Here is a 16,905-nt window from a genome sequence, read left to right as displayed (position 1 = left end):
CAACCGCCCTGTCACATCGGTGTGCTGAGCCTGTGTCCCGGCTGTGAGGGATCCGGTGTCGTCGGCACGGACGCCTTCGGTGCGGTCGCCTTCGGTGCGGTGGGCGTCGGTGCGGTCGGCGTCGGTGCGGAAGTCCCCGCCGTCGGCAGCGTCACCGTGAAGACCGTCCGTCCCGGCACGCTGTCGACCCCGACCGTGCCTCCGTGCGCGGCAGCCACCGCCTGCACGATGGCCAGGCCGAGTCCCGTGCTCCCGGCGGCCCGCGAACGCGAGGCGTCCCCGCGCGCGAACCGCTCGAAGACATGCGGGAGGAGCGCGGCCGGGATACCGGGCCCGTCGTCCTGCACCTCGAGCCGCACTCCGTCGGGGGAACCGGCAGGACGACCGGCGGCACCACCCTCGGCGGGACGCCCGGCAGGACCACCGGCCGTGCGACCGGCCACCCGCACCCGGGCCGTCACCGTCGTGCCCTCGGGCGTATGCGTACGGGCATTGGCCAGCAGATTCACCAGGATCTGGTGCAGCCGCCCGCCGTCGCCGTGCACCAGCGCGGGCTCATCGGGCAGCTCCAGCCGCCACCGGTGGCCGGGCCCCGCCACCCGCGCGTCGCTCACCGCATCCACCACCAGCGGCGACAGATCCGTGCTCTCGCACGAGAGCGGACGCCCCGCATCGAGCCGGGCGAGCAGCAACAGGTCCTCCACCAGCCCCGTCATCCGCTCCGCCTCCGACTCGATGCGTCCCAGGGCGTGCCGGGTCTCCGGCCCGGGCTGCTCGTGCCCGCGCCGGGTCAGCTCGGCATAGCCCCGGATCGACGCGAGTGGCGTACGCAGCTCATGGCTGGCGTCGGCGACGAACCGCCGCACCCGCGTCTCGCTCTCCTGACGCGCCGAGAGCGCCGAGCCGACGTGCCCCAGCATCCGGTTCAGCGCCGCGCCGACCTGCCCCACTTCGGTACGGCCGTCAGACTCGGACGCCGGCACCCGGACGTGCAGCGCCACCTCGCCCTGGTGCAGCGGGAGTTCGGAGACCCGGGTGGCGGTGGCGGCGACCCGCCGCAACGGCCGCAGGGCGATGCCGACCATGGTGGAGCCCGCGATGCCGGCTGCGATCAGCCCGGCGACCGTCACACACTCCTCGATGACCACCAGTTGGCTGACCGTGTCCTCCACGTTGCCGAGCGGCAGACCGAGCACCAGCGAGCCGTCACCGGCGGACGCCACCCGGTAGTCACCGAGCCCGGGCAGTTCGGCGGTGTGCGGCCGGCCGTCCCGCGGCACCGCGTTCAGCGCCGCGACCTGCCCCTGTGACAGCGGCGCCAGCCGGTCCTCGGGCAGCCGCTTGGTCGACTTGTTCAGCCTGGCACCGTCCTTGGCCATGCCGTCGGGCCCGAACCGTGCCCCCACCGTCTCCAGGGGCTGGCCCCCCATCGCCACGAAGTCGAGGCCCTGCGCACGCCGCGGATCGAACGGCCGCGGGGCCTGGGCATGGTGCACGGAGTCCTTCAGCTGCCGGTCCAACTGCCCGCGCAGATAGGAGTGCAGCGCAATGGTCGTCACCGTGCCGATGACGGCGCCGACGACCGCGATCAGCGCCACCGCCGACACGACGAGCCGGGTCCGGAGCGACCACCGGCGGCGGGGGCTCGGGGCGGGGCTCGGCGCGGGGGTCTGCGTGAGGGGCGGGGCGGAGGCGGCAGAAGGTGCCTGGGCGGGCGTGCGGACTGCGGCGGCCGGGGCGACCGGAGTGGCCGGGACACCCGGCCCGGACCGACCGGCGGACGGGGTGCGGAACACCGGCCTACCCACCCGGCTTGATGAGGTAGCCCGCGCCGCGCCGGGTGTGGATCATCGGTGCCCGTCCCGCGTCGATCTTCCGTCGCAGGTACGAGATGTACAGCTCCACGACGTTGGCCTGGCCGCCGAAGTCGTAGCTCCAGACCCGGTCGAGGATCTGTGTCTTGCTCAGCACCCGCCGCGGATTGCGCATCAGATAGCGCAGCAGCTCGAACTCGGTGGCGGTCAGATGGATCTCCTGCCCGTCCCGCCACACCTCGTGGCTGTCCTCGTCGAGCACCAGATCGCCCACCGCCAGCCGCGACTCGCTCCGCGCGGCGGCCGCCCCGGCCCGGCGCAGCAGCCCCCGCAGCCTGGCCACCACCTCTTCCAGGCTGAACGGCTTGGTGACGTAGTCGTCGCCGCCCGCCGTCAGCCCGGCGATCCGGTCCTCGACCGCGTCCTTGGCGGTCAGGAACAGCACCGGCACGTCCGGCAGTTCGCGCCGCAGCCGTCCGAGCACCGTCAGCCCGTCCATGTCCGGCAGCATCACATCGAGCAGCACCGCATCCGGCCGCCAACTACGGGCGCAGCGCAGTGCTCCCGCGCCGTCCCCTTCCGAGCGGATGTCCCACCCCTCGTAGCGCAGGGCGAGCGACAGCAGATCGGCGAGCGAGGACTCGTCGTCCACGACCAGCACCCGCACCGGGCTGCCGTCGGGCCGCAACAGCTCCGGCTGTTTTCCGGGCGCGCCCCGGGAGGAGGAGGCCGAAGCCGGCAGACGAAGCGACGCTGAGGACGACGAAGTCACGGTCATGCCGGTGAGCCTGACCCGCTCCCGTGAAAGCGTCCTTGCGCCTTTCTGTGAATCTCCTGAGAATTCCCCGTGCTTCGGCGCCGCGGCCGGGGGGCTCTTCCCCCCTCCCTCCCCCCGGGGGGGGCTCCCGCCCCGCCCCACCCACCTCTCCCCACCCCACCGCTCACCGGCCTCCGTTGGCCCCCGCCCAACGGCCCGCCGACCCGACGCGCTGCCTGCCCGCCGGCCCCCTTCCGGACCTCTCCCGAGCCCCACCCGGCCCTGGCCGCCCGCCTCTTGACCGACCTGGGCCGCCCCCCGCGCGGTCCAGGTCGATCACCACTTCCTAAGCATCGCACCTGCCACTGACAATCGCTCTGACCAGCACTTTCACCGCGCTCCGGGACCCCCACGCGCCCTCCGCAACCGCCCACCGAGCCCGCGTCCCCGCCCCGCACCCCGCCTCGTACGGCCGCCGCCCCGCACCTCGAATCCCACGTCCGCGGATCACCCACCGCATCCCGCGGATACCGTCACCCCATGAGACTCCTCGCCCTCTCCGGCAGCCTGCGTGCGCGCTCCTCCAACGGCGCGGTCCTGCGCTCCGCACTGGCCTTCTGGGACGGCCCGACCGCCACCGCGGACATCGGCGCGCTGCCGCACTTCAACCCCGACCTGGACGGCGAGGACGCCACGCCCCCCGCCCCCGTCGCCGCCCTGCGCACCGCGGTCGCCACGGCCGACGCCCTGCTCGTCGTCAGCCCCGAGTACGCACACGGCGTCCCCGGCGTCCTCAAGAACGCCCTCGACTGGCTGGTCAGCAGCGGCGAATGCGTCGGCAGGCCGGTCGCGGTGGTCACCGCCTCGCCGTTCCCCACCGGCGGCGCTCACGCCAACGCCCAGCTCCGCGAGACCCTGGGCATGATGACCGGCGAGATCATCACGGCCGCCTGCCGCGAGGTCCCCGCCATCGGCCCGAAGATCGACCCCACCACGGAACGGGTGACGGACGAGGCCACCCTCGCCGACCTGCGCACGGCCCTCTCCCACCTGGCCGCGGCCGCAGCCGCCGCCCCGGCCGCACCCGTCACATCCGAACGGCCCTGACCCCGCCGAACCGGCCCCCGCTCACACCCCGAACAACCGCGCCGCGTTCCCGTAACAGACGCCCCGCAGCCACTCCTCGCCCAGCTCCAGCCGGGCGAGCGCCTCCAGCGCATGCGCGTACCCATAGGGGATGTTGGGAAAGTCGCTGCCGAACAGCACCCGGTCGCCGAGGTCCAGGAGCCGCGGGCGTTCCGCGGGCGGGAACGGCGCGATCCGCTCGGAGAAGTCCGTGAAGGACATCGTCGTGTCGAGGTGCACCGCCGGGTAGCGCTCCGCGAGGTCCAGGAAGTCGGCGTACTCCGGCGTCCCCATGTGCGCGATGATCAGCCGCAGCCGGGGATGGCGGGCCAGCAGCCGCCCGATCGGCTCGGGCCCGGTGTGTTTGCCCGGCACCGGCCCCGACCCGCAGTGGACGACCACCGGCGCTCCCGCCTCGGCGAGGGCACCCCATACGGGATCGAGCAGCGCATCGGCCGGGTCGTACCCGCCCACCTGCACATGCGCCTTGAAGACCCGTGCCCCGCCCGCCAGTTCGGCACGCACATACGCCGCGGCGCCGTCCTCCGGAAAGAAGGTCGCGGTCCGCAGGCAGTCGGGCGTACGGGACGCGAAGTCGGCCGCCCAGCCGTTCAGCCACTGCGCCATCCCCGGCTTGTGCGGATAGACCATCGACGTGAACGCCCGCACCCCGAAGCCGCGCAGCACCGCCAGCCGCTCGTCCTCCTCGAACCGGTAGGCGATCGGCCAGGCCCGCCCCACCAGCGGCCCGGCCGCGTCGAAGTACGCCCAGACCTTCGCCATCACCCGCTCGGGCATGAAATGCGTATGCACATCGATCAGCCCCGGCAACCCCAGCCCCCGCCAGAACTCCCCGACCCGCCCATCCCCCTCCACCACGCCGGGCCCTTCCATCCGCTCGACCACCACGACTCCGCTCGCTACGACTCCGAGACCCGCGGCTTTGATCACCGCGGCCACGATTACTGCGGCACCGCCCACCGGCACCCGCTCACCGGCACCCGCTCTCCGCGGCCCCGCGCACCCGGCTCCCACCAGAGCCGCAACCAGCGCACCCGGCCCTCCCAGGAGCCGGGCGCCACGGAGCCCAAGCCGGACACCACGGAAGCAATCCCCAGCCCGCCACCCCACCACACACACGGCCCGCACACCGCCCAGCCGCCACCGCACACTCAACCGGCACACGGCACCCGACCACCGCACCCCGCCGATGCAACCGCAACCACGCGCCCGCCATCGGGAGGGTCACCGACACCCGCGATCCACCTGCCCCCGGCATCCAAACGCCCCGCCCGCCCCGGAACAACCCCCACCAACCCCGGAACGCCTCCCGGCCGGCCGGCCCGACCCCAGCCCCCAGCCGCGCCCCCCACCGGGCAGCCGCAGCCCGCCCCTCAGAACAACCCCTGCTGACCTCCCTCCCCCTTGCCCTTGCCCTCCCCCATCCGCTCCCCCGCCCCGGTCACCCCACCCCGCAGCGGCACCGTCGTCACCCGCCCCACGGCCGCCCCCAGCACCCACCCCGACAACAACCGCGCATCCATCACGGCGACTGCCTCACCACCCCCGTCGCCACCACCCGCCAACCGCAGATACACATCGGACCCCACCCCGGTCAGCACCTCCGCCAGGATCTCCGCCCCGGACGTCATCGAGCCCAGCTCCGCCACCTCCCCCGGAATCCGGTCGAGCCCGAACAGCTCCGAATGGTCCGCCCCCGCGAACTCCACCGGCTCCAGGGTCTCCGGCCAGCCCGGCAACTCCTGTGCGGTCCCGTGCAGTTGCGCCAGCTCGGCAAACCGGTCCGCCACCGGGGGCAGCGCACCACGAGCCGCCCGTTTCGCCGCCTTGGCGAACCGGTCGGGGACCGCCAGGGCGCTCCCCAGCAGCGCCTCCGCCCGCCGCGCCGCCATCAGGGGCCCGCGCCCCAGCCACGCGTACGCCACCGCCCCCTGCTCCACCAGCCGGGCCGGCCCCCGCTCGACGGCCGTGATCCCCACCTTGAGCAGTCCGGGCCCGAAGTACGCGAGGTAGACGCCGTACGGGCGCGGATCGTCGGCCATGGTGTCCGCGGCCACCGAACGCGACCGGTCCAGCTGGGCACAGCGCGCGCACTGGTCCTTGGCGCCCGCCCCGTCGAGCACCGCACCGTACGGGCACACGATCCAGCGGCCGGCCCGCCGCACCCCCAGACAGCACCGCTCCCCCCGCGCGGCGAACGCCAGCACCTTGCCGGCGGGCAGCATGCTCACCCGCTCCTCGCCCCGCTCGGCGCAGTACCAACCGAGCCGCTGCCCGAACCGCCCCTCGGGCCCGGACCCCGGCCCGCCCCCTGACCAGCGCGGTCCCGTACATCGCCACACACCGCCAGCGTACGACCACCCACGGACAACGCCCCCGCACCAGCCCCCCACCCGAGGCCGATACCGCCCCCAACTCCTCACCGAACCGCCCACGCCACCGGCCCCCACCCCTCAACCCACCAACCCACTCCCACTCCCACCCCCAGGCCCCCGGAAGGTGCTCCGATAGGCCCGCGGCGACACCCCCAGCGCCGCGTGCAGATGCATCCGCAGCGAGGCCGCCGTCCCGAAGCCCGCCTCGTCCGCGACCCGGTCCACCGTCAGCTCCGTCTCCTCCAGCAACTGCCGTGCGCGCTCGATCCGTTGCTGCGTCAGCCACTGCACCGGCGAGACCCCGACCTCCTCCCGGAACCGCCGGGTGAAGGTCCGTACGCTCATCGACTCCCGCGCCGCCAGTTCCCGCAGACTCAGCGGCCGGTCCAGATGCTCCAGCGCCCAGGCCCGCGCCACCCCCGTGGAGGACAGCTGCGGCTCCGGCACCGGCCGCCGGATGTACTGCGCCTGCCCGCCCTCCCGGTGCGGCGGCACGACCGTGCGCCGCGCCACGTCGTTGGCCACCGCCGCCCCGTGATCGCACCGGACCATGTGCAGACACAGATCGATCCCGGAGGCGACCCCCGCCGCGGTCAGCACCTCGCCCTCGTCCGTGTACAGCACGTCCGGATCCAGCTCGACCGCCGGGAACAACTGCCGGAAGGCGTCCACCGACCGCCAGTGCGTGGTCGCCCGCCGCCCGTCCAGCAGCCCGGCCGCGGCCAGCACGAACGCCCCCGTGCAGATCGACGCGATCCGGGTCCCGGGCCGGATCCGCCCCAGCGCCCCGGCCATCTCCGGGCTCAGCCGCCCGGCGCTCCACCCCTCGCCCCGCCCGTAGTCCGTCCCGGACGCCGGTACGACCACGGTGCCGGCCTCCGCCAGCGCCTCCGGACCGTGTGCGACATTCACCGTGAAATCCGTGTCCGTACGCACCTCCCCCGGCTCCAACGCGCAGGTCACCAGCTCGTACAGCCGCTCCCCCGCCGCCGACCGGGCCTCGCCGAAGATCCGGTGCACGATCCCCACCTCGATCGGCAGCATCCCGTCCCGCACCAGCACCGCCACCCGGTGCGGCCGCGCACCCCCCGGAACGGCCGGCACATGCCCGCCACCGCTCCCCCCGTCACCCTGGCCGCCGCACTCCCTCACACCCATGGCCCGATCCTTGCACATCATGGCCATCGGGCCACTCGATGCGGCCCGCCGCTGCCGGAACAGTGGAGGACATGAAGGTCCTCTGGCTGTTCGCCCACCCCGACCAGCGCTCCCTGAGCGGCGCCCTCAAGACCGAGGGACTGCGCACCCTCGACGCCCACGGCCACCAGTACCGCGTCTCCGACCTGTACGCCATGAAGTGGAACCCGGTGGTCGACGCCGCCGACTACGACCACGACCCGGCCGACCGCCTCCTCGTCGGCGCGGCCTCGGAACACGCCTACACGGACGGCCACTTGGCCCCCGACATCCGCGCCGAACAGCAGAAACTCACCTGGGCCGACACCCTGATCGTCCAGTTTCCGCTCTGGTGGTACGGCATGCCGGCCATCCTCAAGGGCTGGTTCGACCGCGTCTTCGTCAAGGGCTTCGCCTTCGGCCTCACCGACCCCGCCACCGGCCGCCCCCGGCGCTACGGCGACGGCAGGCTCACCGGCAAGCGCGCCATGGTCATCACCACCGCCGGCGCCCGCGCCGCCACCCTCGGCCCCCGCGGCGTCAACGGAGACCTCAACGACCTCCTCTTCCCCCTCCAGCACGGCACCCTCTGGTACACGGGGATCTCCGTCGTCCCGCCCCTCCTGATCCCCGGCGCGGACCGCACCACCCCCACCGCCTACGCCACCGCCGCCACCCGCCTGCGCGAGCGCCTGCACACCCTCCCCACCACCGACCCGCTCCCCTTCCGCCACCAGAACGACGGCGACTACGACGACGACCTGCTCCTCCACCCCCACCTGACCCGTCCCCACACCGGCCCGGCCGCCCACTACACGACCCCGCCCCCACCGGTCCGCGGCTGAGTCCGGCGCCCCGCACACCCGCACCCGCACCCGCACCCGCACCCGCACGCAAAAAAAGCCGCAGGCCCAGTGGAAACGAATTCCACTGGGCCTGCGGCGTCAGTAGCGGGGACAGGATTTGAACCTGCGACCTCTGGGTTATGAGCCCAGCGAGCTACCGAGCTGCTCCACCCCGCGTCGGTGAAATGAACACTACGCCACTCCCCCACCAATGCCTAATCGTTTCCCTCCCCACCACCGCACCCCCACCTCGCCCCTGCCCCGCATCCGCTCAACTCGCCCGCACATCAAGCAGGTTGAACCACTCCGCCACCCGCACGCACCCGGACCCGAGCCCTCCGCCCCTCACACCACCTGCCGCAAGAGCCACGCCCCCGAGCCCGGCCGGCCATCACTCCTTGCCGCGCAGGTGGGCGATCTGCTGCCGGGAGAGCTCGACGGTGCGCTGCATGTGCCGGTACAGCAGGGCGAGCTCGTCCTCGGTGTAGTCGGCGAACATCGCCCGCCACCCCTCGCCCAGTTCGGCCCAGAGCGCCATGAGATCCCGCATCGCCTCCGGCACGGCCTCCACCAGCACCCGGCGGCGGTCGGCCGTGTCGCGGCGCCGGACCACGTAGCCGGCCTTCTCCAGACGGTCGACCAGCCGGGTGGCCGAGCCACTGGTCAACCCGGTGAGTTCGGCGATCCGGCCGGTGGTGAACGGGCCGGACTCGGCGGTCAGCAGATTGAGGCACTGGACGTCGGTCGGATGCAGCTCGAGATGGTCCGCGACCGCCTGGTTGAACATGACGTACGAGGCCAGGTAGCGACGGGACTCCTGCTGGAGATCGTCGATCAGCATGGACACCCCTCCATCCCCTCCGGGATAATTAGCTGCGCGACGCAGTGACTGCGCCATACAGTAGAAGCATGACGAAGGAATCGTACCGGCCCCTGGTGGCCGTCGCCGGAGCGACCGGCGCACAGGGCGGCGCGGCCGCCCGCTCCCTGCTCGACCAGGATTTCCAGGTCCGCGCCCTGACCCGCACCCCCGACTCGGCCGCCGCACAGGCGCTGCGAGACCTCGGCGCCGAGGTGGTCCCGGCCGACTTCGACGACCGCGAGTCGCTGGAGACCGCACTGCGGAACGCCGACGGACTGTTCGCCATGTCCACTCCCTTCGGCTCGGATCCCGAGACCGAGGTCCGCCAGGGCATCGCCCTACTGGAGGCCGCCCGCGGCGTGCGGCACATCGTGTTCACCTCGGCCGCGCACGCCGACCGCGACACGGGCATCCCGCACTTCGACAGCAAGTACCGCATCGAGCGCCATCTGCACGGGCTGGGCGTGCCGTGGACGGTTCTCGGCCCGGCCGCGTTCATGGACAACCACACCGTCGAGTGGTCGCTCCAAAGCCTGCGCGAAGGCCGGTTCGCCCTGCCGATGCCCCCCGACCGGCCACTGACGCTGATTCCCGCACAGGACATCGGCGCCTTCGCCGCCCATGCGCTCGCCCGCCCCGAGGAGTTCGCGGGCCGGCGCATCGACATCGCCTCCGACGAGCTGACCTGTCCCCAGATCGCGGAAACACTGTCCGCCGTCTGCGGCAGACCCATCACCTTCGAGCGCCTGCCGATCACCCACGCCGAGGCCTACTCGGCCGACCTCGCCGCGATGTTCCGCTACTTCACCGACGTCGGCCTCGACGTCGACGTGAACGGCCTACGACACGCCTACCCGGAAATCCCCTGGCAGCGCTTCGACACCTGGGCAACCAACCGCAACTGGCCGGTCAACTGAGCCCGCCACCGCCTTCACCCGACCACAAGCCGACCCCCGGCGACCGACACCCCACCCCGAACAAAGCAGCACCACACTCCACAAAGCGCCCCCGCCCCCGAAGCCCCGGCACCGCCCACCCGCATCTCACCCACTGACACCGAAGGCCCCCGGAACACTGTTCCGGGGGCCTTCGGCTTGCTGTGCGCTCGGCAGGATTCGAACCTGCAACCTTCTGATCCGTAGTCAGATGCTCTATCCGTTAAGCTACGAGCGCTTGGCTTTCCGGCGGTTTTTCTTGCCGGTCGGCGTTGCGGGAACAACATTACATGACCTGCGCCGTCACGCGAAATCCATTGTCCGTAGCGCCTCTGACCTGCGAAAACGCCCTCCTGAGGGTGTTCGGGGGCTACTGGAGCCAGGGGGCGCCCTCGCTCGTCTGGACGAAGTTCGGGCGGGGGTAGTCCTCTTCGGAGCGGTTCGGGGCGTCGGCCTTCACGTTGCCGATGGACACGGCGGGGTGAGGCGGTCAGCCGGGCCGGCTCGACGGCGCGGAGGGTGTGGCGCGTGGAGTCGGGGCGCGGGTGGACGGCGGCGGGCGCCTCGCGGATTTCGGGGCGGGGATGGTGTCGTCACTGCCGATGACGTCCGGTCCGACGCCGGTCGTGACGTCCGACGCCGGTCGTGACGTTCGACGCCGGTTGTGACGGGCGCCACTTCGGGGTCGTGTGGTCGGGGATCCCGGGGCGGTGGGCGGGGCGATGGCTCACAGACCCGGCGGCCGGGGCGAAGTCCAGGTCGTGCCCGCGGTCGTGGTGGGCGTCGGAAGGTCGACGCGGCGGGGGAGGGAGCCGGCGGCGCGTGGGTGGGCCGATGGGCTCGGTGGGGACTGGGCCCATGGGGACGCTCGGCGACAAGGTCCGGGGCGCTCGGGACCGGGTCGGGTGGCTTCGTGTCGGGTGGCTTCGTGTCGGGTGGATGGCGCGGTTGGCGAGGCGCGGGCCGTGAAGATCGCTTCGGGGGCTGGAGGGGGAGAAGCGGGACGTGGGGTGCGGTTGCTCAGGGGGTGGGGAAAGCGTTCAGGCCCCGGTCGGGGATGACCGGGGCCTGAACGAAGAAGAGCGGAGGCGGAGGGATTTGAACCCTCGATGGGGGGTAAGCCCCAAACCGCATTAGCAGTGCGGCGCCATAGACCGGACTAGGCGACGCCTCCACACACCCCACGCGTGCGGGCACGCTGTGGTGTGTCCAGATGATGGCACAGCCCCCAGGGCTGTCACCAATCGCCCCCTACGGTACTAGGCGCGCGGGCCACCCGGCAAAGACGTTCCTGCAGCGCAACGTCGGGGGCAAAGGCGCGTTAGAAGTGTCGGGGCCGTGGCGGCTGGCGTCGTCGTGCGCCCCCGGCGTGTACGTGCCGCGTACCGCCCCGCACTCGCCTCCCTGGAGCCCGTGATGCCGCACCGCCGGACGTCAGCCCCCCTCGCCTCGGCCGCCAGCCCCGCCACCACGACCCCGGCCCGCCGGGCCGCCGCCACGAGCACGAGCCGCCGGGTCGCCGGCGCCGCCGCCACGGTCATGACCCGTCTGGCCGCCACCACGGCGGCCGCGGGCCGGGTCTCCGTCACCGCCGCCGTGTCCGTCGTCTCCGTCACCGCGGCGCTGGTCCTGGCGGGGCCCGCCGCGTCGGCCGCCCCGATTCCGCTGCCGCACCACTGGTCCGGGGGCGGGATCCCCGACCCGGGGCACCACGCCCCCGTCGGACGCCATGCCGCGCTCGCCGGCCCCCATGAGCTCCGCAGGCACGGCGGGCCCGACGGGCACGACGCACCTGCCGGACACCACGCCCACCCCCGCCACCACGCTCTCGCCGACCACGGCAGACCCTCCGGTCACCGCATCCCGGCCCGTCACCACGCCCCGGCCGGTCATCACCCGTCGGGCGCTCACCGCACCCCGGTCCACCACAGCGCCCCGGCCCGTCACCGGACCTCGGCCGAGCACCACGAGCCGACCGGCCACCACCACACCCCCGCCACTCACCATGCGCCGCACACCCACCACACCCCCGGCCGTCGTCACGCCCCCGTCGACCACCTCACCGTCACCGTTCTGCACTCCGGTTCGGCGGCGGGGGACGGGACGTTCGAGTTGTACTGCCATCCGGGTGGGGGCAATCACCGGCACGTCAAGGGGGCCTGCGCGAAGCTGGACGGGATGACGAAGTGGGGGAAGGACCCGTTCGCGCCCGTTCCGCAGGGGGTGAACTGCACGATGATGTACGGCGGCCCGGCGACCGCGCATGTCACCGGGACCTGGGCGGGGCGGCCCGTCAACGCGGATTTCCGACGCACCAATGGGTGTGAGATCAGCCGCTGGAGCCGCTTCGAACCCCTGCTCCCGCCGACCGGTTCCTGACCCGGTTCGTGCCGTAGTAGCGCGCCAGGTCAGGACGAGGGGCACATGTCGGGCGTGCGGTGAGTCGCACAAGGCCGTGGCACTACCTCCTCGTCATCCGCCTCCGCGCCCGGGGCAAGTGCCCGTAGACTCCATTCCAGCGATCCGCCACGGTGGGTCGGCAAGGTGCGGTAACAGGGAGGAAGCGTCGTCGTGAGCAGCAGGCCATCCCGAGGCGCTGCTCGCCTCGCAGCCATACTCGACGCCCTCCCCGACGCGCTGTTGCTCGTCAACTGCAACGGCACGGTCGTCAACGCCAACACCATCGCGCTGGAGACCTTCGAGGCGCCGGGCACGGCCCTGGTGGGGCGCGGGCTGCTCGATCTGCTGCCCTCCTTCGACTCCAAGCGGATCCCGGGCTCCATGCGGCGCCGGGACGAGGAGGAGGAGCGCACCCGCACCAAGCCGACGCGGATGGTCGCGCGGCGCACCGACGGGACCGAGCTGCTGGTCGAGGTGACCAGCGCCAACCTGGAGGACGGCCGCACCCCGTACGAGTCCGCCTTCGAGGCCGCGTACGCCGATCACCGCAATGGCTACACGGGCAACGAGCTGCTGATGCTCGTCGTCCGCGACCTGACCGGGACGCTGGACACCGAGACCGAGCTGGCCCGCCAGCAGCGGCAGACCGAAATGATCCTGCGGGCCGCGGCCGAGGGCGTGGTCGGGGTGGACGCCGAGGGCAAGGTCGTCCTGGTCAATCCGTCCGCGGCGCAGATCCTGGGGTTCCGGGCGAGCGAGCTGGGCGGCAAGGAGCTGCACCCGCTGATCCACCACTCGCGGGCGGACGGTTCGGCGCTGCCGTGGGACGACACTCCGCTGGCCGACACCCTCAAGTCCGGGCGCAAGCACCGGGTGCGGGGGCAGGCGCTGTGGTCGAAGGACGGCCGGGCGGTGCCCGTCGATCTGACGACGGCGCCGGTGCGGGACGGCGATCAGCTCGTCGGCGCGGTGATGACCTTCACCGACCGCCGCGCGTTCGACGCGCTGGCGGCCCGGCACACCCAGCTGCTGGCGGTGCTGGACCAGGCACTGCGCGGCCCGCTGGAGGAGCTGAAGGGCGAGCTGGGCACGCTCGCCTCGGACCCGGCCGGCCAGCTCTGGCCGGAGGCGAACCAGATCCTGCACCACCTCGCGGCCGGCCACGCCCGGATGACGACGCTGGTGGACAACGTCCTGAGCTATCAGCGGCTGGACTCCGGCAAGGAGAAGCTCAACCGCACGAAGGTCTCGCTGGACGGCGTGGTCGCGGCCGGCGTGGAGGGCGCGATCGAGCTGATCGGTCCGGGCCGGGCGCAGTTCGCCGTGCATGCGCCGCCGATAGAGGCGACGGTCGACGCGGAGCGGATCGCCCAGGCGCTGTCCCATCTGATCGCGGATGTCGCGGGGGTGGACTCGACGGGCCGGATGCCGGCCGGTGAGGCCGCCGTGAGCGGGCGTTCGGGGCCGATTCCCGGCGATTCGACGATCGTGGTGGCGGCGGCCAAGCGCGGTGATGTCGTACGGATCGAGGTGCGCGGCCCGTTCGGCGGCGGCGACCCGGTGCACGAGCCGATCGTCCGCGGGATCGTGCGGCAGCACGGCGGGCTGATGCAGACGCACGAGGTGCCCGGCGGCGGGCCCGGCGCGGGCGGCAGCTCGTACGTGCTGGAGCTGCCGGTGGCGGCCGGTACGTCGGTGGACGGCGCGACGAGCGCCGCGGAGCGGACGGACGGGCCGACCGGCAACGAGACGACGGTGATGCCGGTTCCGGCCGCCCACGCCCGGGGCACCCGGGGCGATGCGGCGGAGCCGGGCAACGGCGAGCAGGGGCCGGACGGCGACGGTCAGGAGGGCGGCGACGGCCGCCCCGGTGGTGACGGCGGTTCCGGTGGGACCGGCGGGTCCGGTGAGCCGCTCGTGGGCGGTGGCGGCGGTGCGGCGGTGCCGGCGCAGGCGGGCGGCGCGCAGCCGACCGGCCGCCGTCGGGCGCGGCACTCCGGCGTGGAGCAGGGCGCCCACCCGGGCGGTCCGGCCACGGCAGCGGGCGTGGGGCCGGAGCCCGGCGTTCCGCACGGTGCCGTGGGCGACGGCCCGCAGGGCGAAGCGGGTCCCGGGGCGGCCGAGGGCGGCCGGGGGCCGCATCCGTCGCACGGTGGCGCCGCGCAGGGAACGCAGGGCGGTGCGCCGGCCGCGGACGGTACGGGGCTGCCGCCGGGCATGGCGGGTGCCGAGGCGGTGCCGCCGACCGGCCGGCGCCGGGCCCGGCAGGGTGCCCCGGAGGGCGGCGGACTGCCCGCGCTCCCCTCCGGAACGGACCGGACTTCCGGGCAGCAGCAGGGACACGGGCCCGCGGCGGACGCACCCGGCGGCCCGGCGGCCGCCGCGCAGGGGCCCGCGGCGACGCCGTCGCCCAACGGGCAGGCACCGGCCGCCCAGACCGGTGCGGCTCCGGTTCCCGCCCGTCCGCAGATTCCCGGGCAGGCCACGGCGTCGGGTCAGACCCCGGCTCCGGGACAGCCGCAGGTCCCCGGTCAGGCGCCGGGCGGGCCGCAGGGCCTCGGTCCCGTGCAGCCGGGCGGCCGGCGGGCGCGGCGGGCGCTGGCCGAGGCACCCGAGCGGACCGCGCAGGGTGACCGCGATCGCGCCCCGGCGGGCGCCGCCTCCGGGGCGCAGCAGCAGGCCGGTGCGCGTACCGCCTTTGCGTTGCCGCCCGCCGCGGCGGACCGGACCGCGCAGTCGTCGCCCGAGACCGCCGACCAGGTGCCCGCGCAGGGCACCGGTCCCCAGGAGGGCGTCGGCACGGGGCGCCGTCGCGCGCGCCGGCCGGTGGCCAACGGCCCGGAGCAGCCGGTGTCCGGCGGGCAGCCGGGACACGAACTGGAAGCGGCCGGCGGCTCCGGTACGGCGCACGGCGAGTGGGACGGCGAGCCGACCGGACGGCGCCGGGCCAGACGGGCGGCGGCCGAGGAGCGCGCGGCGGCCGCCATGGCCGATGCCGAGTCGTCCGGCACGTTCGTCGCGGGCCCGGAGGGGCTGGTGGCGCAGCCCACCGAACCGGCGGAAGCCACGGGCACGGCCACCGGCACGGCGGCCGGGATCGCCCCGGGCCCGGACGCCGGTGCGCCGCAGGCACCCGCCGCGCCCCAGCCGGCGCAGGCACCCGCCGCGCCCCAGGACCCCAACGCCCCCGCCCCCACCGGCCGTCGGCGCGGACGCCCCAGCCCGGCCGAGGAGGCCGCGGGCGGGCCGCCGGTGCCCCCGCAGGGCGGGCCCGGCCCGCACCGTCAGCCGCTGCCGCCCGCCGCCGAGGACGACGCGCACGCCGCGGGACACTCCCACGGGCGGGCGTTCAGCGTGCGCACGCTCGGGCAGGGCGTGCCGTTCGCCCAGCAGATCGCCGACCAGCAGCGTCCGCCGGTGCCGCCCGGCAGCACCCCGCCCGGCGGTACGTCCGCCGGTTCGGGCCGCCGCCGCAAGCTCGCCGCGCCGCCGCAGGAGGACGAGCGGGCCACGGCCGAGTCGCGTCCGCCCGAGGCGCGTCCGCACCCCGGTGCCCGGCCTCAGCAACAGCAGCCCGGTTCGCCGGCCCCGAACCAGGCCCCGGCCCAGCCGCCGTCCGCGCCGCAGCCGCATCTGATGGACGCCGGCGAGGGCCGGGCTTTCGCCATCTCCGCGCCCGACGAGGGCAGCGAGGGTCCCGAGCCGCTGGACGGCCCGAACGGCGCCATAGAGGTGATGGACCGCCAGCCGATGCCGATGGACGACGAGCTGCCGCCGGAGCCGCTGGACAACCCGCGCCGGCTGCTGGTCTGGCCGGCGCCGGATGTCGCCACCCAGCAGGCGCTGAGCGACCGGGGCTACCGCCCGGTGATCGTCAACTCCCGCGAAGAGGTGGACGCCCAGATCGCCGCCTACCCCGCGGCGCTCTTCGTCGACCCGCTGACCGGGCCGATCACCCGCACCGCGCTGCAGTCGCTGCGCCAGGCGGCGGGTGCGGCCGAGGTCCCGGTGCTGGTGACCGCCGGTCTGGGACAGGCCACCCGGGAGGCCGCCTACGGCGCCGACCCGGCCGTCCTCCTCAAGGCGCTGGCCCCGCGCGACAGCGAGGTCCATCCGCCGCGGGTGCTGCTGATCGAGGAGAACGACGCCATCGCGGGCGCCCTCTCCGTGTCGCTGGAGCGCCGCGGGATGCAGGTCGCCCGGGCCGGCGGCGACACCGACGCGGTCAACCTCGCGACGCAGATGCGGCCGAACCTCGTCGTGATGGACCTGATGCAGGTGCGCCGCCGGCGGGCCGGCATCGTCGACTGGCTGCGCGCCAACGGCCTGCTCGACCACACGCCGCTGGTCGTCTACACCTCCGCCGACATGGACCCGGCGCAGCTGCCGCGGCTGGCCGCCGGCGAGACGGTGCTCTTCCTCGCGGAGCGCTCCACCAGCGCCGAGGTGCAGGCCCGGATCGTCGACCTGCTCGCCAAGATCGGCACGAACTGACGGCGGCCGGCGGCGGCCCGCGGGGGCTCGCCACAGCGGCCGGCAGGGACTGACCGGGGCCGGCCGGGCAACGGGAACTGCGGGCCGGGCGCCCGTGTGGC

11 protein-coding genes and 3 tRNA genes are annotated in these 16,905 nt (G+C 74.3%); 5 read left to right on the top strand and 9 right to left on the bottom strand.

What is annotated here, in order from left to right:
• Positions 1 to 11 precede the first annotated feature (11 nt).
• Both AB0411_RS09690 and AB0411_RS09685 read right to left on the bottom strand, forming a co-directional pair.
• Positions 12 to 1,607 carry a sensor histidine kinase gene (locus AB0411_RS09690; protein ID WP_366416706.1) on the bottom strand — a complete coding sequence of 532 codons (1,596 nt, stop codon included), beginning with the start codon at positions 1,605 to 1,607 and terminating at the stop codon, positions 12 to 14.
• Between the two features lie 193 nt (positions 1,608 to 1,800).
• Complete coding sequence (locus AB0411_RS09685) at positions 1,801 to 2,502, bottom strand: response regulator transcription factor (RefSeq protein WP_366416936.1); 702 nt, start codon at positions 2,500 to 2,502, stop codon at positions 1,801 to 1,803.
• 609 nt (positions 2,503 to 3,111) lie between these two features.
• Here AB0411_RS09685 and AB0411_RS09680 point away from each other — a divergent pair.
• The gene (locus AB0411_RS09680; RefSeq protein WP_366416705.1) at positions 3,112 to 3,678 is read left to right on the top strand and encodes an NADPH-dependent FMN reductase; all 567 of its coding nucleotides are present in this window, start codon (positions 3,112 to 3,114) and stop codon (positions 3,676 to 3,678) included.
• Positions 3,679 to 3,699: 21 nt separating this feature from the next.
• Here the strand turns inward: AB0411_RS09680 and AB0411_RS09675 are convergent, their stop codons facing one another.
• The 3 genes from AB0411_RS09675 to AB0411_RS09665 all read right to left on the bottom strand — a co-directional run bounded on the left by AB0411_RS09675 (position 3,700) and on the right by AB0411_RS09665 (position 7,250).
• Entirely contained in the window at positions 3,700 to 4,590 is an 891-nt protein-coding gene (locus tag AB0411_RS09675) for an amidohydrolase family protein (protein WP_366416935.1), read from the bottom strand.
• Between the two features lie 500 nt (positions 4,591 to 5,090).
• The gene (locus AB0411_RS09670; protein WP_437041543.1) at positions 5,091 to 5,948 is read right to left on the bottom strand and encodes a DUF2797 domain-containing protein; all 858 of its coding nucleotides are present in this window, start codon (positions 5,946 to 5,948) and stop codon (positions 5,091 to 5,093) included.
• Between the two features lie 222 nt (positions 5,949 to 6,170).
• Positions 6,171 to 7,250, bottom strand: a complete 1,080-nt coding sequence (locus AB0411_RS09665) for a GlxA family transcriptional regulator (RefSeq protein ID WP_403145911.1) — start codon at positions 7,248 to 7,250, stop codon at positions 6,171 to 6,173.
• Positions 7,251 to 7,321: 71 nt separating this feature from the next.
• Between AB0411_RS09665 and AB0411_RS09660 the strand changes: the two genes are divergently transcribed.
• Complete coding sequence (locus AB0411_RS09660; RefSeq protein ID WP_366416703.1) at positions 7,322 to 8,113, top strand: NAD(P)H-dependent oxidoreductase; 792 nt, start codon at positions 7,322 to 7,324, stop codon at positions 8,111 to 8,113.
• Positions 8,114 to 8,216: 103 nt separating this feature from the next.
• On the opposite strand, the gene AB0411_RS09655 is transcribed toward AB0411_RS09660, so the two are convergent.
• Positions 8,217 to 8,290, bottom strand: a tRNA-Met gene (locus AB0411_RS09655).
• A 214-nt stretch (positions 8,291 to 8,504) separates the two neighbouring features.
• On the bottom strand, positions 8,505 to 8,954 hold the full coding sequence (locus tag AB0411_RS09650) for a MarR family winged helix-turn-helix transcriptional regulator (protein ID WP_366416702.1): 450 nt from the start codon (positions 8,952 to 8,954) through the stop codon (positions 8,505 to 8,507).
• 68 nt (positions 8,955 to 9,022) lie between these two features.
• On the opposite strand from AB0411_RS09650, the gene AB0411_RS09645 reads away from it, so the two are divergent.
• A complete protein-coding gene (locus tag AB0411_RS09645) occupies positions 9,023 to 9,892 on the top strand; it encodes an NmrA/HSCARG family protein (protein ID WP_366416701.1) in 870 nt (289 codons plus the stop codon).
• A gap of 183 nt (positions 9,893 to 10,075) precedes the next feature.
• Here the strand turns inward: AB0411_RS09645 and AB0411_RS09640 are convergent.
• Both AB0411_RS09640 and AB0411_RS09635 read right to left on the bottom strand, forming a co-directional pair.
• Positions 10,076 to 10,148, bottom strand: a tRNA-Arg gene (locus AB0411_RS09640).
• A gap of 845 nt (positions 10,149 to 10,993) precedes the next feature.
• A tRNA-Ser gene (locus AB0411_RS09635) sits at positions 10,994 to 11,084 on the bottom strand.
• 164 nt (positions 11,085 to 11,248) lie between these two features.
• Between AB0411_RS09635 and AB0411_RS38100 the strand changes: the two genes are divergently transcribed.
• Together AB0411_RS38100 and AB0411_RS09625 are read left to right on the top strand one after the other, a co-directional pair.
• The gene (locus tag AB0411_RS38100) at positions 11,249 to 12,289 is read left to right on the top strand and encodes an SSI family serine proteinase inhibitor (RefSeq protein ID WP_437041540.1); all 1,041 of its coding nucleotides are present in this window, start codon (positions 11,249 to 11,251) and stop codon (positions 12,287 to 12,289) included.
• 192 nt (positions 12,290 to 12,481) lie between these two features.
• Complete coding sequence (locus tag AB0411_RS09625) at positions 12,482 to 16,804, top strand: response regulator (protein WP_366416700.1); 4,323 nt, start codon at positions 12,482 to 12,484, stop codon at positions 16,802 to 16,804.
• Positions 16,805 to 16,905: the final 101 nt, after the last annotated feature.

The sequence above is a fragment of the Streptomyces angustmyceticus genome (genome assembly GCF_040701845.1).
Classification (GTDB): Bacteria; Actinomycetota; Actinomycetes; order Streptomycetales; family Streptomycetaceae; genus Streptomyces; species Streptomyces angustmyceticus_A.
This window is presented reverse-complemented; position numbering and strand designations above follow the sequence as displayed.

Coding starts and splice junctions, on each gene's coding strand:
- AB0411_RS09680 (WP_366416705.1), top strand. CDS start 3,112: ATGAGACTCCTCGCCCTCTCCGGCAGCCTGCGTGCGCGCTCCTCCAAC.
- AB0411_RS09675 (WP_366416935.1), bottom strand. CDS start 4,590: ATGGAAGGGCCCGGCGTGGTGGAGGGGGATGGGCGGGTCGGGGAGTTC.
- AB0411_RS09665 (WP_403145911.1), bottom strand. CDS start 7,250: ATGGGTGTGAGGGAGTGCGGCGGCCAGGGTGACGGGGGGAGCGGTGGC.
- AB0411_RS09660 (WP_366416703.1), top strand. CDS start 7,322: ATGAAGGTCCTCTGGCTGTTCGCCCACCCCGACCAGCGCTCCCTGAGC.
- AB0411_RS09650 (WP_366416702.1), bottom strand. CDS start 8,954: ATGCTGATCGACGATCTCCAGCAGGAGTCCCGTCGCTACCTGGCCTCG.
- AB0411_RS09645 (WP_366416701.1), top strand. CDS start 9,023: ATGACGAAGGAATCGTACCGGCCCCTGGTGGCCGTCGCCGGAGCGACC.